The 22,571-nt window shown below is 49.9% G+C and carries 22 protein-coding genes and 2 pseudogenes; 2 read left to right on the forward strand and 22 right to left on the reverse strand.

Annotation, left to right across the window (positions count from 1 at the left end):
- Positions 1-63 precede the first annotated feature (63 nt).
- From rplS to pyrH, 14 genes and pseudogenes are all read right to left on the reverse strand, one after another.
- Positions 64-411, reverse strand: coding sequence for a 50S ribosomal protein L19 (rplS, locus tag DWZ60_RS09285; protein ID WP_022461510.1), 348 nt, complete (start codon positions 409-411; stop codon positions 64-66).
- Positions 412-499: 88 nt separating this feature from the next.
- Positions 500-1,624 (reverse strand): tRNA (guanosine(37)-N1)-methyltransferase TrmD, encoded by a 1,125-nt coding sequence (trmD, locus tag DWZ60_RS09290; RefSeq protein ID WP_119221555.1) that lies wholly within the window; start codon positions 1,622-1,624, stop codon positions 500-502.
- Between the two features lie 18 nt (positions 1,625-1,642).
- Positions 1,643-2,149, reverse strand: a complete 507-nt coding sequence (rimM, locus tag DWZ60_RS09295) for a ribosome maturation factor RimM (protein WP_022461508.1) — start codon at positions 2,147-2,149, stop codon at positions 1,643-1,645.
- 176 nt (positions 2,150-2,325) lie between these two features.
- Complete coding sequence (locus tag DWZ60_RS09300; RefSeq protein WP_022461507.1) at positions 2,326-2,556, reverse strand: KH domain-containing protein; 231 nt, start codon at positions 2,554-2,556, stop codon at positions 2,326-2,328.
- Between the two features lie 21 nt (positions 2,557-2,577).
- Positions 2,578-2,823, reverse strand: coding sequence for a 30S ribosomal protein S16 (rpsP, locus tag DWZ60_RS09305; protein ID WP_022461506.1), 246 nt, complete (start codon positions 2,821-2,823; stop codon positions 2,578-2,580).
- 54 nt (positions 2,824-2,877) lie between these two features.
- A pseudogene (ffh, locus tag DWZ60_RS09310) lies at positions 2,878-4,226 on the reverse strand (signal recognition particle protein).
- 2 nt (positions 4,227-4,228) lie between these two features.
- Complete coding sequence (gene ylxM, locus DWZ60_RS09315) at positions 4,229-4,573, reverse strand: YlxM family DNA-binding protein (protein ID WP_330377042.1); 345 nt, start codon at positions 4,571-4,573, stop codon at positions 4,229-4,231.
- A gap of 160 nt (positions 4,574-4,733) precedes the next feature.
- Positions 4,734-5,987: a peptidoglycan-binding protein gene (locus tag DWZ60_RS09320; protein WP_117804040.1), complete on the reverse strand. Its 1,254-nt coding sequence runs from the start codon at positions 5,985-5,987 to the stop codon at positions 4,734-4,736.
- 73 nt (positions 5,988-6,060) lie between these two features.
- Positions 6,061-7,353 (reverse strand): RIP metalloprotease RseP, encoded by a 1,293-nt coding sequence (gene rseP / locus DWZ60_RS09325; protein ID WP_022461502.1) that lies wholly within the window; start codon positions 7,351-7,353, stop codon positions 6,061-6,063.
- A 6-nt stretch (positions 7,354-7,359) separates the two neighbouring features.
- Entirely contained in the window at positions 7,360-8,514 is a 1,155-nt protein-coding gene (locus tag DWZ60_RS09330) for a 1-deoxy-D-xylulose-5-phosphate reductoisomerase (protein ID WP_117760369.1), read from the reverse strand.
- Positions 8,515-8,564: 50 nt separating this feature from the next.
- Positions 8,565-9,356: a phosphatidate cytidylyltransferase gene (locus tag DWZ60_RS09335; protein WP_022461500.1), complete on the reverse strand. Its 792-nt coding sequence runs from the start codon at positions 9,354-9,356 to the stop codon at positions 8,565-8,567.
- Positions 9,357-9,361: 5 nt separating this feature from the next.
- Positions 9,362-10,099: a polyprenyl diphosphate synthase gene (gene uppS, locus DWZ60_RS09340; protein ID WP_022461499.1), complete on the reverse strand. Its 738-nt coding sequence runs from the start codon at positions 10,097-10,099 to the stop codon at positions 9,362-9,364.
- Between the two features lie 67 nt (positions 10,100-10,166).
- Complete coding sequence (gene frr, locus DWZ60_RS09345) at positions 10,167-10,685, reverse strand: ribosome recycling factor (protein WP_373141022.1); 519 nt, start codon at positions 10,683-10,685, stop codon at positions 10,167-10,169.
- Between the two features lie 210 nt (positions 10,686-10,895).
- On the reverse strand, positions 10,896-11,594 hold the full coding sequence (pyrH, locus tag DWZ60_RS09350; RefSeq protein ID WP_022461497.1) for a UMP kinase: 699 nt from the start codon (positions 11,592-11,594) through the stop codon (positions 10,896-10,898).
- 99 nt (positions 11,595-11,693) lie between these two features.
- Here pyrH and DWZ60_RS09355 point away from each other — a divergent pair, with 99 nt between their 5' ends.
- Positions 11,694-11,924, forward strand: coding sequence for a hypothetical protein (locus DWZ60_RS09355; protein WP_117509062.1), 231 nt, complete (start codon positions 11,694-11,696; stop codon positions 11,922-11,924).
- A 61-nt stretch (positions 11,925-11,985) separates the two neighbouring features.
- On the opposite strand, the gene DWZ60_RS09360 is transcribed toward DWZ60_RS09355, so the two are convergent.
- From DWZ60_RS09360 to DWZ60_RS09380, 5 genes are all read right to left on the reverse strand, one after another.
- A complete protein-coding gene (locus DWZ60_RS09360) occupies positions 11,986-13,305 on the reverse strand; it encodes an aspartate kinase (protein WP_117509063.1) in 1,320 nt (439 codons plus the stop codon).
- Between the two features lie 134 nt (positions 13,306-13,439).
- Positions 13,440-14,759, reverse strand: coding sequence for a glycoside hydrolase family 32 protein (locus tag DWZ60_RS09365; protein WP_119221565.1), 1,320 nt, complete (start codon positions 14,757-14,759; stop codon positions 13,440-13,442).
- Positions 14,760-14,876: 117 nt separating this feature from the next.
- A complete protein-coding gene (locus tag DWZ60_RS09370; RefSeq protein WP_119221556.1) occupies positions 14,877-15,737 on the reverse strand; it encodes a carbohydrate ABC transporter permease in 861 nt (286 codons plus the stop codon).
- Positions 15,737-16,609: a carbohydrate ABC transporter permease gene (locus DWZ60_RS09375; protein ID WP_022461493.1), complete on the reverse strand. Its 873-nt coding sequence runs from the start codon at positions 16,607-16,609 to the stop codon at positions 15,737-15,739. Before DWZ60_RS09375 ends, DWZ60_RS09370 begins: the two co-directional genes overlap by 1 nt.
- Positions 16,606-18,009 (reverse strand): ABC transporter substrate-binding protein, encoded by a 1,404-nt coding sequence (locus DWZ60_RS09380; protein ID WP_119221557.1) that lies wholly within the window; start codon positions 18,007-18,009, stop codon positions 16,606-16,608. Before DWZ60_RS09380 ends, DWZ60_RS09375 begins: the two co-directional genes overlap by 4 nt.
- 311 nt (positions 18,010-18,320) lie before the next feature.
- Between DWZ60_RS09380 and DWZ60_RS09385 the strand changes: the two genes are divergently transcribed.
- Positions 18,321-19,349, forward strand: a complete 1,029-nt coding sequence (locus tag DWZ60_RS09385) for a LacI family DNA-binding transcriptional regulator (protein WP_119221558.1) — start codon at positions 18,321-18,323, stop codon at positions 19,347-19,349.
- A 113-nt stretch (positions 19,350-19,462) separates the two neighbouring features.
- On the opposite strand, the gene DWZ60_RS20775 is transcribed toward DWZ60_RS09385, so the two are convergent.
- From DWZ60_RS20775 to DWZ60_RS09395, 3 genes and pseudogenes are all read right to left on the reverse strand, one after another.
- Complete coding sequence (locus DWZ60_RS20775) at positions 19,463-20,158, reverse strand: L-ribulose-5-phosphate 4-epimerase (protein ID WP_022461490.1); 696 nt, start codon at positions 20,156-20,158, stop codon at positions 19,463-19,465.
- Between the two features lie 39 nt (positions 20,159-20,197).
- Positions 20,198-21,784, reverse strand: a pseudogene (locus DWZ60_RS09390) (xylulokinase); the annotation flags it as partial.
- Between the two features lie 32 nt (positions 21,785-21,816).
- A complete protein-coding gene (locus DWZ60_RS09395; protein WP_119221560.1) occupies positions 21,817-22,461 on the reverse strand; it encodes a substrate-binding domain-containing protein in 645 nt (214 codons plus the stop codon).
- Positions 22,462-22,571: the final 110 nt, after the last annotated feature.

The raw sequence follows: 22,571 nt of genomic DNA on the forward strand, positions 1-22,571 counted from the left end.
CGTAAGACAAAACCGGAGAAACACAATTGCTCATGTTCCTCCGGCCATCCTTTTAACGACTTATTATTTTACCAGCTCTTTCACTTTCGCTGCTTTACCAACACGGTCTCTTAAGTAGTTCAGTTTCGCACGTCTTACTTTACCACGTCTGATAACTTCTACTTTCTCAACGTTCGGAGAGTGTACCGGCCATGTTTTCTCAACGCCTACGCCGTTAGAGCTCTTACGAACAGTGAAGGTCTCTTTGCTTCCGCCGCCCTGTCTTTTCAGGACAACGCCTTCGAATACCTGGATACGCTCGCGGTTACCCTCTTTGATTTTACCGTAAACTTTAACGGTATCACCAACGCGGAACTCCGGTGCTTCTGCTTTTAACTGTGCATCTTCGATTTTCTTAATAATGTCGTTCATTTCTTTATCTCCTTTTTTTACCCTGGATGTTCTTAATGCCTTTTTGCAACAGCGGACCATCTCTTTACTCACAACAAAATACATTATACTATAATGCATCCGCAGATGCAAGTATTTTTTTCACTTTCCATTCGCCGCTGTACAGCAGACTGCGAAGCGCGAAAGAAAACCGCTGCAGGCCGTCCGCGGACGGTATGCCGGTAAGCCGTGCGACCAGACGGAAACCGTTTTTTTCCAGCTGCTCTTCGAGTTTTTCTTCCTCTTCCGAGAATCCGTCCGGGCACAAAAACACCAGCGGTGTTTCTTTTCCGGCAAAGCTGCGGATATACTCGCTCTTTGCTTTCATACCCTCCTCAAGCGTTCCCGGAAGCTGCAGAATCAGCAGATCATGGTCATCAAACAGATTTTTCTGTTTCCGGATCTTCTTTCGTCCGAGATCAAGGCTTACACCATAGCGTGTCATGCCTGCCAAAAGATCGTGCGCCCAGGCAGACGATTCCTCTTTTTCATTGCATGCGTAGGAAATCTGGAATGCATTTTCCAGAAGGTCCGGCCGCCGCTCGGCTGTCCGCACCAGAGAGGCCTCATGGCGCCATGCTTCGATCTTTTTGTGGTCACCGGAAAGAAGCACCTCCGGAACTTTTTTCTCGTGCCATGTCTCCGGTCTTGTGTAATGCGGATACTCAAGCAAGTTGTCCTGCAGTGACTCAAACTGCGAAGATTCCTCGTTGCTTAAGACACCCGGCACAAACCGCGATACCGCATCCACCAGCACCATTGCACCGAGTTCTCCGCCTGTTAAAACATAATCCCCGATCGAGATATAGTCCGTTACCACTTCCTGCAGTACGCGGTCATCGATGCCCTCATAGTGGCCGCAGAGCAGCACAAGATCGTCCTCAAGCGCCAGCTCTTCCACCATCGTCTGGTTCAGTACTTTTCCCTGCGGTGTCAGATAGACCGTGCGCGGCTTTTTCCCGATCTTTTCGGCTACCGACTGGTAGGCGCGGAACACCGGCTCCGCCTCCATGACCATGCCCGCACCGCCGCCGTACGGGTAATCGTCCACGCGGTTGAATTTATTTGCTGAAAAATCCCGGATATTCGTCGTCTCGAGGGAAATATAGCCGTTGTTGATGGCTCTTCCGAGGATGCTGGTGTGCAGCCCCTGCTCGATCATCTCGGGAAACAGCGTCAGAATATGATATTTCATCGTTCTTTACTCTCTTTATCAGTCAATCAGGCCCGGAAGAAGGTGAATCGTCATCTTCTGCTCATCCAGGTCCACATCCAGAATGCAGTCATGGATCGCCGGAATCAGAACCTCTCCGTGCTCTTTCGAATCTACAATATAGACGTCGTTCGCACCGGTCTCCATCACATCGCGGAGCGTGCCGAACAGTTCGCCGTCCTCGGTGTACATCTGCATTCCCTGCAGGTCTGCGATATAGTATTCGTCCTCTTCCAGCGGAATGGCATCCTCTCTCGTCACATAGAGGCTGCAGCCTTTATACCGTTCGATATCGTTGATGTTGTCAATTCCTTTGAATTTTACAATGGCAAGCTGTTTGAAAAAACGCACGCCAGTTACATGGAGTTCTTTTTTTTCTTTTCCTGTATCGAGAAAAACGCGGTCCAGAGAAAGAAAACGCTCCGGATCTGTCGTCGGGTATACCTTTACCTCACCGCGTACGCCGTGGGTTGTGGTAATTACGCCAATCTGCAAATATTCTTCCATTCAAAAACCCTTTCCAACCAGTTCTACTGTGTATTGCGACTTGAGAAACACGCTTTGCGAGTTTCTCAAGTTATCGCGGCAGTCGCCAAGGTCCCGTGCAAGCACGGACTTTGTCTCGTTGCCCGCGTAAAGAAAGGAACCGGCAACAACTGTCGGTTCCTTTTCCTATCTTTTACTTACTGTAAAATTTCTACGACAACTTTTCTGTCGCTCTTTGAGGAAGCTGCTTTTACAACCGTACGGATTGCTTTCGCAATGCGTCCCTGACGTCCGATGACTTTTCCCATATCTGACGGATCTACTTTGAGTTCCAGCAGAAGGTCATCACCGCTGACGGTTTCTGTCACAACTACCTCAGATGGATGATCAACCAGAGATTTTGCAATTACTTCGATAAGTTCTTTCATTACAAGATACCCCCGTATGAATTATTTCTCGATACCAGCCTGTTTTAAGAGTTTGGCAACGATTTCGGTCGGCTGTGCGCCGTTAGCCAGCCATTTTTTAGCAGCCTCCTCGTTGAAGCTGATTGCGCTCGGCTCGCGGTTCGGATCGTAAGTTCCGATCTCCTCGATGAAACGTCCGTCTCTTGGGGATCTGGAATCTGCTACAACGATTCTATAAAAAGGAGCTTTCTTCTGTCCCATTCTTCTTAATCTCATTTTTACTGCCATTTTTCTTTACCTCCATTGTAAATTCATGTATTTATTTATATTTTTTCTTTTATGCTAAAAGGGAAGTTTGAATCCTCCTCTTTTACCACCCTTACCGACCATTCCGGTCATCTGTTTCATCATTTTTCTTGACTGTTCAAACTGTTTGATGAAACGGTTTACCTCCGCAATATCAACCCCGGCGCCCTTTGCAATTCTCTGCTTTCTGGACGGGTTGATCAGATCCGGATTTTCTCTTTCTTTCGGCGTCATGGAAAGCACGATGGCTTCCTTTCTCGCCATATCTTTTTCATCCACCATGCTCTCGAGGTCCTGGCCTTTCATCTTCGCGCCGACGCCCGGAAGCATATTCAGGATGCTGGAGATGCCGCCCATATTGCGCATCTGCTCCATGGAATCCAGATAATCATTGAAGTCGAACTGTGCCTTCTTCATCTTCTGCTCCATGGCTTTTGCTTTCTCTTCGTCGATGTTCGCCTGCGCTTTTTCAATCAGGCTCATGACATCGCCCATGCCGAGGATACGGGATGCCATACGGTCCGGATAAAACTGCTCCAGATCCGAGAGCTTTTCTCCCATGCCGACATAGAGAATCGGTTTCCGGAAACTGCGCGGATCGAAAGTGCCGCACCGCCTCTGGTGTCACCATCTAATTTTGTAAGTACTACACCGTCAATGCCAACCTTGTTGTTGAACATCTCGGACACATTGACTGCGTCCTGTCCGGTCATAGCGTCTACTACCAAAAGGGTCTGATCCACAGGAACAGCCGCTTTGATATCCTGTAACTCCTGCATCATCTCTTCATCGATGTGCAGACGGCCTGCGGTATCCAGAATCAATACGTTAAAGCCGTTTGTCTTTGCATGCACCAGCGCTGCCTTTGCGATATCCACCGGACGGTTTTTATCTCCCATAGCGAACACTTCCACGCCCTGCTTTTCTCCGTTGACCTGCAGCTGTTTGATCGCTGCCGGGCGGTATACGTCGCAGGCTGCAAGGAGAGGTTTTCTTCCCTTGGCTTTTAACTTTCCTGCAATCTTTGCGGTTGTGGTTGTTTTACCGGCTCCCTGAAGACCTGCCATCATAATAATGGTAACTTCACTCGCCGGGCGCAGTGCGATTTCCGTTGTCTCGGAACCCATCAGCTTAACCAGCTCGTCATTTACGATTTTAATGACCATCTGACCCGGATTCAGTCCGTTCATGACGTCCTGTCCGACTGCCTGCTCCTGTACGGATTTGATAAACTGTTTTACTACTTTGAAGCTGACATCCGCCTCGAGAAGTGCCATTTTTACTTCCTTCAGCGCAGTCTTTACATCCGCCTCGGTCAGGCGGCCCTTGCTTCTGAGATTTTTGAAAACATTCTGGAGTTTCTCGGTTAAACTTTCAAATGCCATGCTCAAAGCTCCTCTAATATATCCGATGCAATTGCTGCAATCCGCTGCATCACATCTTCTTTCGGGGTATCACCAGAAGGATCTGTCAGCTTTCGGATCTCGTTTACATTCTCCCGGATCTGCACAAAGCGTTGTACCAGATGAAGCTTTTCTTCATACTCTTCCAGTGTCTTGTTGCAGCGTCTGACCAGATCGTGGACTCCCTGGCGGGAAATGCCCCGCGCTGCCGCAACCTCGCTCAGGGAAAAATCGTTGAGCACCACGTCCTCATATACCTGACGCTGATGTTCAGTCAGAAGTTCGCCGTAAAAATCATACAGTAATGTCTGTTCCAATATTTTTTCCATTGCGATCACCTTGGTTATCATACACGAAATGATGCTGGGTGTCAAGTATTTTTTCTTGACAGTTTTAAAATTTTTCTGATCCGTTTCAAAAGCCGCAGAAAAGGCGCATTTTCCGCGTTTTTTCGCAGAAAACACGCCCCTTATAAAGACTTTTGTATACCTACTGCAGCTCCGCAATCCTCGTCACAGCCACATAAATCGACTGAATTTTGTACCACGTCGGATAATCCACAATGCCGGAAACCGGCAGGCCGAACAGCCGCTGGAACGCTTCGACGGCGTCCTGCGTCTCTTCATCGAAATAGCCATTTTCATAGACCGTCGGAATCGATGAATACACCTCCGCAATCACGTTCAGCTGCTCCTGTATCTGCAGTACCTTGTTCCCGGACGAGCCGATGGTGAGGTCATACCCCGGCCAGGAGGACGGGATGCCGGAAATCTCCTCCGCCGTGTTGATATACATATTGTCTCCATAATAATTGCGGAGAATCTGAATCGTTGAATACCCTTGGTCCGCCAGGTTTTTGGACCCCCACTGGCTCATCCAGTTCGGGCAGCTCACACGGTTTCCGTCACAGTACTGCGTCAGAATCGGCTGTTTCACATTCGGGCGCGACAGGTAATCAGCAAAAATCTCATCGACCACAAGGGAAATGCTGTCGAAAATATTCCTGCCGTAAATCCATTTGTGATCGTAGGCCGTCGACGAAGTGATCGTAAAATCGTATCCCTTGTTGCGGTACCATTCTGTATAGACACGGTTCAGCGTAAATGACATGATTGCGAGGATATTCGCCCGGATCGCCGCATCCGGCCATGTTGCATAGATTTCCGAGCACGCCACGTTTTTGATGTAGTCGCGGTACCGCACATAATAGTCGCGTGCCGTGCTGTCGGTCGGCGCTCCGTCGTGGACGATGATATACTCCGGGATCACGACACGGGACAGCACAATCTCACCGCTCTCCCTCGTCGGCTTGATCTCACTTTCCGGAATTTTCGCCGGATATTCGCCGAACAACGTATGGTCCGGGATCGTCACATCCGCAAACGCTGCGCCCTCTGCCAGTTTGAGGTCCACCTGCTGGACGGACTGTTCTCCTGAAAGAAGCTCGGAGCCCGTCACTTCAACCGGTTCATACCCTTCCGCCTCCACTTTCACCGTATATTCGGAATACGGCTGATTCACATTCGGTTCCAGACTGTACTCGAGCGGCGGCGTCGCCAGATCCAGCGTCTCCGTTCTGCCGTCCCCGTCGGTAATCAGCTCCTCGATCACATTCTGCGGATCTCCCGTATACGAAACCGTCACCCGCGCCCCGGAAACAGGCCGCGCCTGGATTCTTGTATTTACCCGGATTTCCAGCCGCCCGCGGTCAGTCATTTCCTGCTGCATACGCAAATTTTTCATAAAAAAGCCCCATATCCTGCACTCCTTTTATGGTATGCAGAATATGAGGCTTTGTTGCTTTTCATTTTTCGATTTACAGGATCCGCTGGACGTCGTGGATCATGACGTAGACCATCAACGCCATCAGAAGCACCAGGCCCGCGAAGTGAACCATACCCTCCAGGTCTCGCCGGATTGGTTTTCTGCGGATGGCTTCTATGATCAGAAAAACAAGCCGTCCGCCGTCGAGTGCCGGGAGCGGCAGCAGGTTCATGACGCCAAGGTTCGATGACAGCAGAATCACCATGTTCAGCATCGTCATCACCGTAACCAAAACGCCCTGCGATTTTACATCATCATAGGCGGTTCCGATCGCATCCACCACGCCGACCGGGCCGGAAAGATCGTTCACAGAATACTGTCCGGTGATCAGCATACTGACGCTGTCAATGACGGTGCGCACCCAGTATTTGATCTCCAGCACGCTGTATTTCAGCACGCCGATCGGGGACTGTTTCTCCCGGAGCTGATACGAAAACTGTACATTCGCATACGTATTTTCAACCGGTGTCACCGTAATCTCTTTCGTCTTTCCGCTGTGCTCATACTCCAGCGTCACAGCGCTTCCATCGAAAGGATGCTCTGTCTGGTAAGCAGTAAAATCTGCCACACAGGTGATCGGCGCTCCGTTGATCGATACGAGCAGGTCGCCCGCGACAACACCCGCAGCGGCAAGCGGCATATTCTGCTGCACATACGTGAATTCCATGCCGCGGTCACAGTCATCGTAGTTAAAGCCCATCATATACCGCGTTGTCACCGTCGGTTCATATGTGATCGTTTTCTTTTCCCCGTCGGCCTTTTTAACCTCCAGCGTAATCTCATCCGTCGGCACACCCCGTACCGTCATCACAGAGTTCAGCTCTTTTCCGATGGAAATATGTCTTCCTTCATAGGAAGTGATGATATCTCCCGCTTCCAGGCCTGCCTCTGCCTCCGGCGAACCGTCTGCCACTTCTGTGACGCGCGCCGGGGAACTTCCCGCGTAACTGATCACAAAGATTGCGCAGAAAAATGCCAGAATCATGTTGAACACCGGTCCCGCCGCAACGACGGAAATTCTTGCCCACACGGATTTGCTGTTAAAGGTTCCTTCCCCCTCCTCTTCACCGTCCTCGCCGAGCATCTGGCACGCACCGCCGAAAGGCAGAAGTTTTAAGGAATAGACCGTTCCTCCTTTTTCTGTCTTTACCACCGTCGGGCCAAAGCCGATCGAAAATTCCGTCACGGTAATACCATTCGCTTTCGCCAAAAGAAAATGCCCCAGCTCATGGATAATGACGGTGATTCCGAAAATGAGTACGGCTATCAGGATTTTTACAATCATGCTGTCTTATTCTCCCATCTTATATCTGTTCGCAATCCATTCATACGTCTCCTGCTCCGCCGCGAGAATCTGCTCCAGCGTCGGATCGGCAATCGTTTTGTGTGCTTCCATTGCACCGGCGATCACGTCGTAAATCTCGAGGAAACGGATCTTCTTCGCGAGGAACAGTGCAACGGCGCGTTCATTTGCCGCATTGAAGACCGTCGGCATGGAGCCGCCCGTCCGGGACGCCTGCATTGCCATCGGAAGGCCGAGGAAGGTATCCATATTCGGTTCTTCAAACGTGATCTGTGTCAGCGCCGCAAAGTCGAGGCGGTCGCCTGCAAGGAAGCGGCGCTCCGGGTAATACAGTGCGTACTGGATCGGCAGTTTCATATCCGGTGTGCCAAGCTGTGCCATGACAGCGCCGTCTTTAAATTCTACCATGGAATGGATAATGCTCTTTGGCTGTACCACAACCTGGATGTGGTCGAGATCAACACCGAACAGCCATTTTGCTTCCATGACTTCCAGTCCTTTGTTAACGAGTGTCGCGGAATCAATCGTGATCTTGTGCCCCATCGACCAGTTCGGATGACGGAGCGCCTGCTCTACCGTTACGTTTTCGAGCTCCGCTCTTGTTTTTCCGCGGAACGGACCGCCGGATGCAGTAATCAGAAGTTTTTCAATTTCTTTTCTGTTTTCCCCGTGCAGGCACTGGAAAATCGCCGAGTGCTCACTGTCCACCGGAAGGATCTGCACACCGCATTCCTCTGCCAGCGGCATAATAATGTGTCCCGCCGTTACCAGTGTCTCTTTGTTTGCCAATGCAATGTCTTTTCCTGCCTTCATCGCCGCAACCGTCGGGCGAATGCCGATCATGCCGACGATCGCTGTCACAAGGATTTCGCTCTCCGGCATCGTGGCAAGCTCGATCATGCCGTCCATGCCGCTGCCGATTTTTACAGGAAGATCCTTCACTCTGTCACGGAGTTCTGCCGCTTTCGCCTCATCGCCGACTGCCGCAAACTTCGGATGAAATTCCCGGATCTGCTGCTCGAGCAGTGTAATATTACTTCCGGCGCTGATGCCGACCACCTCAAGATCGCCGTTGGCACGCACGACATCGAGGGTCTGGGTTCCGATCGAACCGGTTGAACCAAGAATTGCTATTTTCTTCATATTCCAGTTTCTCCCATCTGCTTCCCGTTTATGCTGTAGGGGAAGCTTTTTTAATGAATCAGAAGCACCGACAGGAAATAGATGATCGGTGCGGTAAAGATCACGCTGTCGAAGCGGTCAAGAATACCGCCGTGGCCCGGAATCAGCTTTCCGTAATCCTTGATGCCCTGATTTCGTTTGATTGCGGATGCCGCAAGGTCTCCGACCATGGAGATCAGCGCGCCGACACCGCAGATGATGGCGTATTCCACCATGCCGCCCTTTGTCGCAGCCGCATAGATGATGCCGAGCAGAATCGCTCCGACGACACCGCCGACAGCTCCTTCTACGGATTTTTTCGGGCTTAAAACCGGCGCCATTTTATGTTTTCCAAAGAGTACGCCGACACAGTATGCACACGTATCGCAGCCCCAGGAGCACAGGAAAATCAGCCATACATGGAATTTTCCGCCGTCCAGCATACGGGTCTGATATACATAGGAAAGCATTACGCCGACATAGACAATCGCAAAGAACGCCGGCATCACCTGATTGGCGTTGTATTTCGGATAAGTAAATACGTATACTGCCATCAGAAGCACGAGATCCAGGATCAGCGCGAGCATCTGGTACATCGGGTCATGAAGCAGCAGGGACAGATAGAAAATCACAACGCCCGCATAGCCCGTAATTTCCAACAGATTCCATTTATCTTCTCTTACCTTCATCACGCGGAACAGCTCTCCTGCACCGATCAGCGACAGGCACAGAACCGTCATATAGAGCACGGTTCCGCCGCTGCAGATCGTAAGCAGCGCCACAAGGACGAGCACGATGCCGCTTAACAGTCTTGTCTTAAACATCTTTTTTATTCCTCCTTCACGCCGCCGTAACGCCGGTCTCTGTTATTATATTGTTCGATGGCTTTTCTCAATTCCTCTTCGTGGAAATCCGGCCACGGAACCTCGGTAAAGTAAAATTCCGTGTAGGCAAGCTGCCACATCAGGTAGTTGGAAAGGCGCTGCTCGCCGCTTGTACGGATCAGAAGATCTGGATCCGGGATTCCGGCGGTGTCGAGGTAGCTCTCAAAACACTGCTCCGTCAGTTTTCCGTTCTCATCAAACGCATTCTCTGCGAGAGTTCCGTTTTTCACATCCTCGATCATGCGGGTCATGCCGCGCAGAATCTCATCGCGGGAACCGTAGTTCATTGCGATCTGGAAGTACATGTGATCGTAATCTTTGGAGCACTCCTCCAGTTCATGAATGCTGTCCTGAATATCCTGCGGGAATGCGCTCGGATCTCCGATGATTTTGACGCGCATCTGATTTTTATGTGCTTTTTTGATGCATCGTTTCAGATACTGGCGGAACAGCTTTAAGAGGCCCTCCACCTCGGCGCGGGAGCGTTTCCAGTTCTCGGTTGAGAACGCATAGACGGTCAGATATTTGACACCCATGTCTTTGATCACGTCACACATTTTTTCCAGATTGTCGCATCCGACGATATGGCCGTAGCCGCGCGGCATATTGCGTTTTTTCGCCCATCTGCCGTTTCCGTCCAGGATGATGGCGATGTGATTCGGCACTTTTAATTCATTATCCATACTTTTTTCCTCCGTAAACGATAACAGGCTGCCTGCAAATGACAGGCAGCCCCTCGTTTTCTTTGTATTACACGGTCATAATTTCTTTGGATTTTACGTCCACCATCTGATCTACTTCTTTGATGTATTTGTCTGTTAATTTCTGGGTCTGCTCCTCGAGCTCTTTGATTTCGTCCTCGGAAACGTCCTCTTTGGCAAGTTTCTTGAACGCATCATTGGCATCGCGGCGGATGTTGCGGATGGCTACCTTTGCGCCCTCTGCTTTTTTCTTTACCTCTTTTACCAGCTCTTTACGACGGTCCTCGGTAAGCTCCGGGAATACCAGACGGATGACTCTTCCGTCATCGGACGGGTTGATGCCAAGGTCAGACATCATGATCGCTTTTTCGATCTCTTTTACCAGGGATGCTTCCCACGGCTGGATCTGGATCATACGTGCTTCCGGAACAGAGATGTTTGCCACCTGCTGCAGCGGAGTCGGTGTTCCATAGTAATCTACAGTAATGCGGTCCAGTACGTGCGGGTTTGCACGGCCTGCGCGGATGGTTCCGAATTCGGAATCGAGGCTTGCAATGGATTTGCCCATTTTTACCTCAAACGGTTTTACTCTCTCGTCGATCTGATTTGCCATATTAAATTTGTCCTCCTGCTATCTCTTATACGGTCACAGTTCTGCGAACTGTGACATTCGCAGCTCTCATTTAAAGTTTTGCTTCGCAAAAGGAGAGCTGCTCACACCTGAATCATTTTCTTACGCAGTAAAACAGCAAGTGTTTTACTGCTGAATTTTTATTAATTATACCGTTACTCTTGTGCCGTTAATTTTTCCGTTTGCAGCATTTACAATGCTGTTCTCTTCATTTAAACCAAATACCAGCATCGGCATTTTGTTTTCTTTGCAAAGGATGGATGCGGTCATATCTACCACTTTCAGATCCTTTTCAATGACTTCCTGAATGGAAATCTCGTCAAATTTCTTTGCATCCGGGTTTGTTTTCGGATCGCTGTCGTAGACACCGTCTACTGCTTTTGCAAGCAGAATCTCGTCTGCCTCGATCTCAATCGCGCGAAGTACGGTTGCCGTATCGGTTGAGAAATATGGATGGCCTGTACCGCCGGCAAAGAATACAACCATGTTGTGCTGGAAATATTTGTTTGCACGGTCTTTGGAAAATCCTTTTGTGAACTCTCCGCATGGGAATGGAGTCAGAACTGCGGTCATCATTCCCTGGGAACGGAAGATTTCTGATACATAGATACAGTTCATAACGGTTGCCAGCATACCGATCTGGTCTGCTTTGGTACGGTCGATATTTTCGGAACTGCGTCCTCTCCAGAAGTTTCCTCCTCCGATTACGATGCCGACTTCAATCCCCTGGTCTACCAGAGTTTTTACCTGTTTTGCCACTTTTGTGACAGTCGGCTCGTCAAAACCGGTGTGTTTCTCTCCTGCAAGAGCTTCTCCGCTCAATTTCAGTAATACTCGTCGTTTCATCTTGCATCCTCGTTCCTTTATGATATTTTTTCACAAATGTCTTGCATTTATGAAATGATTATACCATCTGTTCCCAAAAACGACAAGGGCAAAATTCGTTTGTGTTCCGCAGATCGTCTGCCGCTGCGAGAATCCGTCTCCACTGCAGATATTCCATCATTCCATCGGCGTCCGGTGCAGATACGCTTTGAAAATCCGCTGACATTCCCGTGGAGAGAGGTGAACGCTTGCGGCGGCTTCTGCGAACCGACGGCCTGGATCATCTGCTGTGTGGTAATCTGTATTTTTACATTCACCATTCGAAAAGAATTCCGCGATACGGCGGCATAAAAACCATAAAAATCTCTGTCGGAAGTTCAGACTCCTGACAGAGATTTTTTATAGATTCATTTTAGATCTGCGCTACGACAAAGATATCATAAATTGCTTTGATTGCTGTTTCAAAGTCGCGGTTTTCAACGCCAATGATGATGTTGAGCTCGCTGGAACCCTGATCGATCATCTTGACATTAACGTGTGCATGCGCCAGTGCAGAGAAAATCCTTCCGGCTGTGCCTCTCGTTCTTCTCATACCGCGTCCTACAACAGCAATCAGCGCCAGATCGGATTCAAGATCAATAGAATCCGGCTGTACGGCACGATGCAGTCCTGCGATAACCTGCTGTTCTTTTGCTGCAAACTCACTCTGATGAACAAATACCGTCATGGTATCGATGCCGGACGGCATATGCTCAAAGGAAAGATTGTTATCCTCAAAGACGCCAAGTACTTTTCTGCCAAAGCCGATCTCGGTATTCATCATGCTCTTCTCAATCGTGATGGATGCGAAGCCTTTCTTTCCTGCGATACCGGTGATTGTAAATTTCGGTTTACTGCAGGTATTCTCCACGATCATGGTTCCCGGATCCTGTGGTGCGTTGGTGTTCAGCACGTGGATCGGGATTCCCTCCTGACGGAGTGGGAAGATGGAGTCCTCATGAAGGACGGTAGCTCCCATGTAGGAAAGCTCACGCAGCTCACGGTAGGTAATGGTGGAAATGACTTCCGGATCCTTGACGATACGCGGATCGGTTACCAGGAAACCGGAAACATCGGTCCAGTTCTCGTAGATGTCAGCGTGTACGGCCTTTGCCACGATGGAACCAGTGATATCGGATCCGCCGCGGGAGAAGGTTTTTACGCTTCCGTCCGGTTTTGCGCCGTAGAATCCAGGAACGACTGCGTTATCCAGATCTTTTAAACGCTCGGAGAGCACTTCGTCAGTCTTGTCTGCAAGGAAGTTTCCGTTCTCGTCGAAGCAGATCACTTCTGCAGAATCAATATACGTATATCCCAGATAATTTGCCATCACGATACCGTTCAGGTACTCTCCGCGGGATGCGGCGTAGTCCTCTCCGGCTGCTGCGGCAAAGTTTTCTGCGATTTTTTCAAATTCCGGGGAAAGATCCAGGCTGAGGTTCAGACCGTCGATGATCTCCTGATATCTCGCTTTGATGTTCTGCAGTTTCTTCTTGAAATCTCTTCCGGCAACTGCAGTGCGATAGCAGTCATACAGCATATCGGTTACTTTCGTATCAGCAGAATTTCGTTTTCCAGGAGCGGAAGGTACCACGTATCTTCTTCCCTCATCTGCGCGGATGATGTCTCCGACCTTCTTAAACTGCTCTGCGCTCGCGAGGGAACTGCCGCCGAATTTTACTACTTTCTTCATAATAATCTCTCCTTGCGTTCTTTTCGGATATCTTTCGAAATCTCGTTTTTCAGCCCGTCACTTTAACGTTAGAAAGCTGTTACGTACTAGATTAGAACAAAATCCCGTATGCGTCAAGAACTTTTTTGGCTGATTCATTCATTCCACAGATAAATTTCCGGTTTTTTCTCCATTTTATAGGAGAATGTCTCTCCAAGCCCGTAAACCGCCTGGCTTAATACGTACTCGCCGTTGTTTGCATAAATTTCGATCATATTCGGATCCACGAAAATCTCAAGAAGATCGCCCTCTTTTAACTGCGGCGTCTCGGCATGAAGCCATCCTTTTGCACCGGATGGATAGACATCCGTGCGGTCTGCGCAGACTTTTCCGCTCTGCCGCCAGATCTTATAGCCGCCGATTTCCAGGCTTTCACCCTCTTTTAATTCGGCGCGGATCATGGCACACTCTCCGCATGCCGAAACGAGGGAATCCGTCTTTTTGCAGAATCCGTCGCGGATGGCAGGCAGAACACGGAAGTAAATATGATCGTTCTGTACATCCACCACACGCGGCAGGCAGAACATGCCTTGCCATATACCATCTACCGGTTCCGGCATCCGAAGCCATGCGATGGAAATCCGGTTTCCGTCCGCATCCGTCATGGTCTGCGGTGCATAGAGGTCACCGCCGCAGTCCAGAAGCTGCCAGTTCTCCGGAAATTTCATTGTGCAGGTTTTTTCATCAAACTCAGGCAGCATACAGATCGCCCGATCCGCATAGCCGTCGGTGCCCTCGATCAGTTCCATCGGGGAGAATACAAAGACGCTGCGTCCGTTTACGTTAAAGAGATCCGGGCACTCCCACATCCAGCCGAGCTTCTGTTTCGTCGTCGCCTGTCCGGCCAGATGCCAGTGGGAAAGATCCTCACTCTTATAGAATAATGCCTCGCCCTTGTGATCCTTCGTCGTGCTTCCAAGCACCATATACCATGCGTCGCTTCCCTTCCAGACTTTCGGGTCACGCGTGTGCGTATTGTCGCCGATTTCCGGATCGGTGAGTGCCGGGATAACAACCTCCTTATCCCCGAAGACATCAAAATGCATACCGTCCTTCGAAGTAAGGTGAAGCTGCGCCGAGGTAAAATCCTGATCAAGGCACTGATGAATATCCTTCGGATTTACCTGATTATAGTGAACACCCGTGTAAAAGAGATGCATCACGCCGTTCTCTTCTACTGCGCTTCCGGAAAAGCAGCCGTTCTGGTCCTCGGAAAGACTCGGGAACAGGGCAACGCCGACATGCTCCCAGTGAATCAGATCCGGACTCACCGCATGGCCCCAGTGCATGGTACCCCAGCGCGGCGCGTACGGAAAATGCTGATAAAAAAGATGATACTGTCCCTTATAATAAATCATGCCGTTCGGGTCATTCACCCAGTTGCCCGGCGCTTTTACGTGTAATCTGTTTTTCATGTGTTTGATTTCCTTTCTGTCTCTTTCTTGTTGTCTCCGATAAGAAAAGCCGGAAAAAGAAAGCATTTTTAATTCCGCCCTCCTTTGCCCGGCTTGTTCTTGATTTCTATGATTTACTTATTTGACTGCTCCGGCTACGACACCGTTGATGATCTGTTTCTGCAGTGCCACGTACAGAATCAGGATCGGGATGACGCAGAGCAGAAGACCTGCCATGATGGTTCCGTAATCTGCGGAGTAAGTTCCGTAGAAGCTGTAGGTGGAAAGCGGCAGAGTCAGCAGCTTTTTGTCGGTCAGCACCAGGGACGGCAGCAGGAAGTCATTCCAGAATGCCATCGCATTCATGATTACCATGGTGGAAATGATCGGCTTTAACAGCGGGAACACGATGCGGAAGAAGGTCTGGGTGTGGGTACAGCCGTCGATGTAAGCGGCCTCCTCCAGCGCCAGCGGGATACTTCCGCGGATGAATCCGTGGAACATGAACACGGACATCGCCATGGAAAATCCGGTGTGCATGAAGATCAGGGTCAGTCTGTGGTTCAGAATGTTTAAGGTTCCGCCGTATACACTGACAAGCGGGATCATGATTGCCTGGAATGGAATGATCATGGATGCAACCATCAGTGCAAAGATGATATTGGAAAATACGGTGACATTACGCACGATGTAGTAAGCCAGCATGGCTGCGAGTACCGTAACCAGCACGGTTGCTGTTACGGTTACAACCAGAGAGTTCTTGAAGGCATTCAGGAAGTTCATCTGATTGAATGCTTTTACAAAGTTGTCAAACGAAAGACCTTTGATCGTAAACAGCCAGGAGAACGGGCTCTTGATGATATCACGTTTCTGTTTTAAGGAGTTGATGATAACCATGACAAACGGGAACATGAACGCACAGAAAACGATGATCATAAGGAGCATAGCCAGCGCGTCAGTTACTTTTTTCTTTGTTCCGCCAATTTTCTTCTGATTCATTATGCTTCAACCTCCCTCTTCTTGGTGGTGTATACCTGAATACCGCTGATGCAGGCTACAATGATAAACAGGATAAAGGCTTCTGCCTGGCCGACACCGAACTGTCTCGATGTGAATGCTTTCTCATATACGTGCATGGCTGCCATCTCGGTGGTTCCGTACGGAGCACCGCCGGTTAAGGACAGATTGACATCGTATACCATGAACGCACGGGACAGGGTCAGGAAGAGGCAGATAGTAACGGAGGACATCATCAGCGGAAGGATAATGTTTTTCATTTTTACCCAGCCGGATGCACCGTCGATGCTTGCCGCCTCGAGCACGTCCTCGGAAAGTCCCATAAAGCCGGCAACGTAGATCAGGATCATATAGCCTGCCAGCTGCCATACTGAAACGAGCACCAGCGCTGCAAATGCTTTGTTCGGGGTAGAAAGCCAGGAAATTTCAAACAGGCTCCATCCTGTGGTCTCACCGATGCTGACGAAAACACGGGAGAATACGAACTGCCAGATGTATCCAAGTACGATACCGCCGATCAGGTTCGGGGTGAAAAATCCGGCGCGGAAGAAGTTCTGACCTTTGATGCCGCGGGTCAGGATATAAGCCAGTAAAAAGGCGATCACATTGACGAGAACAACAACCGCAATGACATATTTAAAGGTTAACAGCAGGGATTTCCAGAACTGCGCGTCGCGCATAACGGCTGCGAAGTTGGAAAGTCCTACAAAGTTTTTCACGCTGGAAACACCGTTCCAGTCGGTTAAGGTCAGGTAAATACCGTAGATAAACGGTACCATGACGACTGCTAGGAAGCAGAACAGGCCCGGCAGCGCAAATACACAGAAATCTTTTCCCTTGTTGCTTGATTTCATTTTCGTTCCTCCTTCATATCCTCCGGCTTACTGCTCATCCCAGTATGCTGGATGGAATCTATCAGTTCCTCGCGGTCACTTCTTCCGGCCAGATATTTCTGTATTGCCGCACCAAGGACAGACCAGTGATCGTTCGGCACGATCGCAGATGCGTTGAATGCTCCGCCGTTCTGTACTTTTTCGTAAATGTCGCGGCTTAACGGATCGCTTGGCTCGTTCGGGTTGTTTTTAAACGGAGGGATCAGGCTGCAGGTCTTTACAACCATCTGCTGTCCGATCTCACTGTAAACCAGCCAGTTCAGGAACTCTTTTGCTGCTGCTTTCTGCTCGTCGGTAGCCACGATATCATCCAGCATGATCTGTTTGGACGGGGATGCCTGGATTTTGCTGTTGACGAAGTCGTCCGGATCATTGTTCAGGAAGTATGGAAGGAAACCGTACTCGTCGGTCGTCTCGGCTCCTGCCTCCTCAAGGTTCGGCCATGCCCAGTTTCCGTTGAACCAGAAAGCGGTTTTTCCGTCTGCCAGATCAATTGCCATCTCATCGTAATCTGCGCCGAGTGGATCGCCTTTTGCTACGTTGTACTCTTTTAACAGGTCAAAGGTATTCAGGAACTCGTTCATGCGGGTGTAGTCCGGCAGATATAAGGTTCCGTCCTTCAGCTCGTTGATGACTTCTGCTGCACCGTCGGAGGTTCCGTTGTATGTCTCGTAGATGTACTGCAGCTGGTGTGCTCCAAGGGACCAGTCTTCTTTTGCCATGGAGATCGGATTCTTCATTCCGTTGTCCCGCAGGCTCTGGAGAAGTGCTGCGAAATCGTCCTGGGTTTTGATATCGGATGGATCGAACTCGGTACCTAAGGTATCTTCAATCACGCTCTTGTTGTAGATAATACCGCGGCCCTCGATACAGAGCGGGAAGCTGTAAACCTTTCCGTTGATTTTGGTCAGGTACTCTTCTGCCTCGCCGGTCCATGCTTCATTGCTTAAGTCGGCTGCTTTTTCTTCTGCCAGTGCAATGACATCGGTCGTATCCAGAATGGAAAGTGTCGGCGGGTTTCCGGAGTTGTAGAGGCTGACTACTTTGGTATAAGGAGAATCGCCGTCCGTTACCGGCATGATCTCAATATGTACGCCTGCTTTCTCCTCGAACACTTTTGCAATCTCTTCCAGTGCTGTCTGGATTTCTGCTTTTGTGTTCATGATGACGATACTCGTTCCGGAAAGCGACGTATCGTACTGGAAGGTGTCGGTGGTCATGTCGATCGGCACTTCTTCTTTTACTGCGTTCGGGTCATCCGGATCGCTTGCGAAGCCGAAGGTGCATCCGGTCAGTGCAGAAGTAAGAAGCACGCCGGACATTCCAAGAGCTGCCGCCCTGGCACTAAATTTCTTTCTCATCACAATTCCTCCTGTTATCTCTGGACAGCGGGTTCTGTCCTTCGTTTTGTGTAACCGGTCAAGTAACCGGTTACTTTCATTGCCTTTATCATAGCATTGGCAGTGGGTTTCGTCAATATTTTCTTTACTTTTCGTGATTTTCCATAATTTTGTTTTTGGCTTTTGTGGAACTTTTACAAAACCGGTTACTTGACCGATTCCCGCTTGTTCCGGCGGGCGAGAAATGTTATACTATCTTCATATATTATTTGTTTTTTCTGAAAGCTTACATGATTCACGCAACACTTTTGAAGGAAAGGACACTTGAACTTATGGCACGAAAAAAAAATGTAACCTTTAATGATATTGCACAGTACACGCATTTTTCCAAAACAACCATTTCCCGGTATTTCAACAACCCGGATTCCCTGACACCGGAAAATCAGCAGATCATTTCCGATGCACTGGATAAACTGAATTATAAAGAAAACAAAGTAGCAAAAATTCTTGCGAACGGCCAGACGGAGTTCGTCGGCGTTCTGATTCCGAGTCTTTCCATGAATTACTATTCCGAGATGCTGAATCAGATTCTTGCTTCTTATAAGAAATATGGCTATAAATTCCTCGTCTTCGCCGGAAACGGCCACGACGAGACGGAGCGCCGCTACATTCAGGAGCTGATGTCGTACAAAATCGAGGGCCTCATCGTCCTCTCCCATACACTCTCCTCCCGCGAACTCTCCGATCTGCAGATCCCGGTCGTTACAATTGAGCGCGAAGACCAGTTCGTCTGCAGTGTCAATACAGACAACTACCTCGGCGCGCACGAAGCGACTTCGCTTCTGATTCATAACCACTGTGATGTCCTGATTCATCTGAACTCACCGACCAAAGAAAATGTTCCTGCCTACCGCCGTCGCGCCGGTTTCCAGGATGCCTGTGTAAAGGCCGGTGTACCGCACGAGGTTATCATTCGGGATTTCGGACTCTCCTATCAGGAAGCCGCAGCACCGCTACAGGAAATCTTTGACAACATCGAACAAAAATATGCCGGTCAGAAAAAGGGCATCTTCCTCTCCAACGATGATCATGCCAATATTCTTTTAAATCTTCTGATCCGCAAATACCATACCCTGCCGGACGATTACGAACTCATCGGCTTCGACGGTGCGCCGATTTCCGAGCAGGCTATCTATCCGATCAGCACTGTCGGCCAGCAGATTGACCAGATTGCAGACGAGGCTGTTTCCCTTCTGGTCTCCCAGATGCAGGAACGGAAAAAACGCCACCCGGTGCCGCTTGCCGAGCCGGTTCACAAGACCGTTCCGCCGCTTCTGATCCGGCGTCAGACGACTACTTGATTTTAAAAACAGATTTCTATCATAAAAATGTTTTTATCAAAAAGTGTCATCCACCTGCGGGCTGTGTGCCCTGCAGTTTGTGGATGACACTTTTCTTATCTTCTTACTCTTTTTTAGTTCTGTCCGTAATAAGCATTTGCACCATGCTTACGGTAATAGTGTTTATCCTGCAGCTCCTGCGGTGCCGGCTGGATTCTCGGGTTGATGGTCTCGGCACGGTATGCCATTTTGGCAACCTCTTCGAGGACAACAGCATTGTGAACAGCCTCATGCGCATCTTTGCCCCAGGTGAACGGTCCGTGGTTCTTGCAAAGAACGGCCGGAACGGCTTTTACATCTTTTCCCATCCGTTTGAACTCATTGACGATCAGATGGCCGGTGTTTTCCTCGTATGCCTCGTCAATCTCTTCTTTTGTCAGGCAGCGCAGGCACGGTACTTCACCGTAGATGTAGTCTGCATGGGTTGTTCCGTAGCACGGAATGCTTCTTCCCGCCTGTGCCCAGCTTGTCGCATAGGAGGAATGGGTGTGAACAATGCCGCCGATCTCCGGAAATGCTTTGTACAGCTCCAGATGGGTCGGGGTGTCAGAAGACGGACGGTAGCGTCCTTCTACTTTGTTTCCGTTCAGATCCATGACAACCATATCGTCCGGTGTCAGCAGGTCGTAATCCACGCCGCTTGGTTTGATGACGAACAGACCGCTTTCCCGGTCAATCTCGCTGACATTTCCCCAGGTAAAGGTAACCAGTCCGTATTTTGGAAGAAGCATGTTGGCTTCGTATACTCTTTTTTTCAGTTCTTCTAACATTGTGTTGTCCTCTCTGTCTTTCCCAAACGATGGTTCATTTAAGCTCTCTACTGCTGCACGCTCAATCGGCAGGCCTTTTTTGTAGCGCTCGGTGAATACTTCAAATCCAGCGACGTCTGCCGGGTCCGGATCCATCTTGGTTCCGGCATTTCCTGCGAAGACTTTTGCATCTAGGTAATCCTCGAGTGTTTCATTCTCTTCTTTGTTGATCATATAAGAAGCCAGCAGTGCGATGCCCCAGGCTCCGCCCTCTCCTGCTGTCTCCATGACGGAAACCGGTGCGTCGATGGCACCTGCGAGGATCTTCTGGCCGACACCTTTTGTCTTAAAGAGACCGCCGTGGCCGAGAATCTGGTCGACCTGCACATGCTCCTCTTTCATCAGGATATCAAGGCCGACTTTCAGGGCGCCAAGGGAAGTAAACAGGTTGACTCTCATAAAGTTTGCCAGATTGAATTTCGCATCCGGAGTACGTGCGAAGACAGGACGGCCCTCGTTGAAACCGGTTACGTGCTCGCCGGAGAAGTAGTTGTAGGCAAGGAGTCCGCCGCAGTCTGCGTCACCCTCCAGGGCTTTGTTGTACAGCTTGCCGAACAGATCATTCGTGCTGATTTCCATGCCGAAGGTCTGCGCAAATTCACGGAAGAGATTGACCCATGCATTCAGATCAGAAGTACAGTTCTGGCAGTGCACCATGGCAACCGGATGACCGGACGGGGTTGTTACCATATCGATCTCCGGGTATACTTTAGAGAGGTTCTTCTCCAGAACGATCATAGCAAAAACGGAAGTTCCGGCAGACACGTTTCCGGTTCTGACGCGGACGCTGTTTGTTGCTGCCATACCTGTTCCGGCATCTCCCTCCGGCGGGCAGAGCGGAATGCCTGCTTCCAGATTTCCGGACATGTCGAGAAGTGCGGCACCTTCTTTTGTCAGAACACCGGCATTGTCACCTGCGGTCAGAACGTGCGGCAGAACATCGAGTGCTTTCCATGAATATGCTTTGTCTGCGACTGCCTCGTCAAATTTGGCGATCATGTCGGCAAAGTAAGTGTTGGTTTCAGAATCGATTGGAAAGATTCCAGATGCCTCGCCGACACCAACGACACGCTCGCCGGTCATTTTCCACTGAATGTATCCGGCAAGGGTTGTCACGTAGTCGATATCTGCCACATGCGGCTCACCGTTTAAGATTGCCTGATACAGATGGGCGATAGTCCATCTCTGCGGGATGTGGAATCCGAAAAGATCGGTCAGTTTCTCGCTTGCTTCTTCTGTGATATTGTTTCTCCAGGTGCGGAACGGCACGAGGAGGTTTCCTGCTTTGTCAAATGCCATATAGCCGTGCATCATGGCACTGAAGCCGATGGCTCCGACGCGGGTCAGGGTGATGTCGTATTTTTCTTTGACATCAGCTGCCATTTTGGTATAGGCATCCTGCAGGCCCGTCCAGATGTCCTCGAGGGTGTAGGTCCACACGCCGTTGTCGTAGCGGTTTTCCCACTCGTGATCTCCGGATGCGATCGGGGCGTTGTCTGCGCCGATCAGGACGGCTTTGATTCTGGTTGAGCCGAACTCAATACCAAGTGCTGTTTTCTGTTCGAGGATTGCTGTTTTTGCATCCATTCCCATTGTTTTTTCCTCCCTTGGGTTCTTTTCTATTTTTTCGTCTCTGTTGACAGATTTTTTCCTGCGGTGGATTCTCTTACGATGAGTTCCGGGGAAATCAGGCGTTTGACGCTGCTTTCTTCTTCCGGGACTTTTCTGATTTTTTCGAGAATGAGCTCTGCTGCCATCTCACCGAGTTTTTCCTGCGGATGGGCAATGGTCGTGATCCCGATCGGACTGCTCTGGCCGATCAGCGAGTTGTCGTATCCGGTGACGGCGATGTCTTCCGGCACGGAGATTCCCTTTTCTTCCAGCATGGAGATGACGGCGAGCGCGATCTGGTCGTTGTAGCAGACGGCGGCATCGACGGACTTTTTGCTGTCGAGCAGCATGGAAAGCATCAGGGACGGTTTGGTTTTCCGGTCCTCGGTGTGAAACCAGATGACGTTTTCGGGATCATATGGGATTCCGCTTTCCTGCAGCGCCTGCACGTAGCCTTTATGGCGCTGGGCGCCCTGGCTGTCGTCGGCCTTGAAGATGCCGATGATGTTTCGTCGGCCGGTCTCTAAAAGGTGCCGGGTCAGTTCGTTTTCGGAGGGAAGCTTCTGGCCGGGTTTTATGGTTCCGGAGAGAATCTGCTCTTTTAGGGCTTCCATCAGGGTGTAGTATTTGGCTTTGCCGGTGGTTGGTTCCATGTGATTGGTGATTCCTCTTTCTGGAATTTATAATACAACTTGTACGGTTGTTGTGACAAGTTGTATTTTGTTGTGGGAAAGGGACGCTCAGGAGTATCGGGCGGGCGGTG

Origin of the sequence: Blautia sp. AF34-10 (assembly GCF_003477865.1) — a bacterium.
In the GTDB taxonomy this organism is placed as follows: Bacteria; Bacillota; Clostridia; order Lachnospirales; family Lachnospiraceae; genus Fusicatenibacter; species Fusicatenibacter saccharivorans.

Excerpts from the sequence above, each read along its gene's own strand:
- DWZ60_RS09370 (WP_119221556.1), bottom strand. The coding sequence starts at position 15,737 with ATGAATCAGAAGAAAATTGGCGGAACAAAGAAAAAAGTAACTGACGCG.
- DWZ60_RS09330 (WP_117760369.1), bottom strand. The coding sequence starts at position 8,514 with ATGAAGAAAATAGCAATTCTTGGTTCAACCGGTTCGATCGGAACCCAG.
- DWZ60_RS09385 (WP_119221558.1), top strand. The coding sequence starts at position 18,321 with ATGGCACGAAAAAAAAATGTAACCTTTAATGATATTGCACAGTACACG.
- trmD (WP_119221555.1), bottom strand. The coding sequence starts at position 1,624 with ATGAAATATCATATTCTGACGCTGTTTCCCGAGATGATCGAGCAGGGG.
- rplS (WP_022461510.1), bottom strand. The coding sequence starts at position 411 with ATGAACGACATTATTAAGAAAATCGAAGATGCACAGTTAAAAGCAGAA.
- rseP (WP_022461502.1), bottom strand. The coding sequence starts at position 7,353 with ATGATTGTAAAAATCCTGATAGCCGTACTCATTTTCGGAATCACCGTC.
- pyrH (WP_022461497.1), bottom strand. The coding sequence starts at position 11,594 with ATGAAACGACGAGTATTACTGAAATTGAGCGGAGAAGCTCTTGCAGGA.
- uppS (WP_022461499.1), bottom strand. The coding sequence starts at position 10,099 with ATGGATAATGAATTAAAAGTGCCGAATCACATCGCCATCATCCTGGAC.
- DWZ60_RS09320 (WP_117804040.1), bottom strand. The coding sequence starts at position 5,987 with ATGAAAAATTTGCGTATGCAGCAGGAAATGACTGACCGCGGGCGGCTG.
- DWZ60_RS09365 (WP_119221565.1), bottom strand. The coding sequence starts at position 14,759 with ATGAAAAACAGATTACACGTAAAAGCGCCGGGCAACTGGGTGAATGAC.
- DWZ60_RS09395 (WP_119221560.1), bottom strand. The coding sequence starts at position 22,461 with ATGGAACCAACCACCGGCAAAGCCAAATACTACACCCTGATGGAAGCC.
- DWZ60_RS09300 (WP_022461507.1), bottom strand. The coding sequence starts at position 2,556 with ATGAAAGAACTTATCGAAGTAATTGCAAAATCTCTGGTTGATCATCCA.
- rimM (WP_022461508.1), bottom strand. The coding sequence starts at position 2,149 with ATGGAAGAATATTTGCAGATTGGCGTAATTACCACAACCCACGGCGTA.
- frr (WP_373141022.1), bottom strand. The coding sequence starts at position 10,685 with ATGGGCAAATCCATTGCAAGCCTCGATTCCGAATTCGGAACCATCCGC.
- DWZ60_RS09375 (WP_022461493.1), bottom strand. The coding sequence starts at position 16,609 with ATGAAATCAAGCAACAAGGGAAAAGATTTCTGTGTATTTGCGCTGCCG.
- DWZ60_RS20775 (WP_022461490.1), bottom strand. The coding sequence starts at position 20,158 with ATGTTAGAAGAACTGAAAAAAAGAGTATACGAAGCCAACATGCTTCTT.
- rpsP (WP_022461506.1), bottom strand. The coding sequence starts at position 2,823 with ATGGCAGTAAAAATGAGATTAAGAAGAATGGGACAGAAGAAAGCTCCT.
- DWZ60_RS09380 (WP_119221557.1), bottom strand. The coding sequence starts at position 18,009 with ATGAGAAAGAAATTTAGTGCCAGGGCGGCAGCTCTTGGAATGTCCGGC.
- ylxM (WP_330377042.1), bottom strand. The coding sequence starts at position 4,573 with ATGGAAAAAATATTGGAACAGACATTACTGTATGATTTTTACGGCGAA.
- DWZ60_RS09360 (WP_117509063.1), bottom strand. The coding sequence starts at position 13,305 with ATGAAGAAAGTAGTAAAATTCGGCGGCAGTTCCCTCGCGAGCGCAGAG.
- DWZ60_RS09335 (WP_022461500.1), bottom strand. The coding sequence starts at position 9,356 with ATGTTTAAGACAAGACTGTTAAGCGGCATCGTGCTCGTCCTTGTGGCG.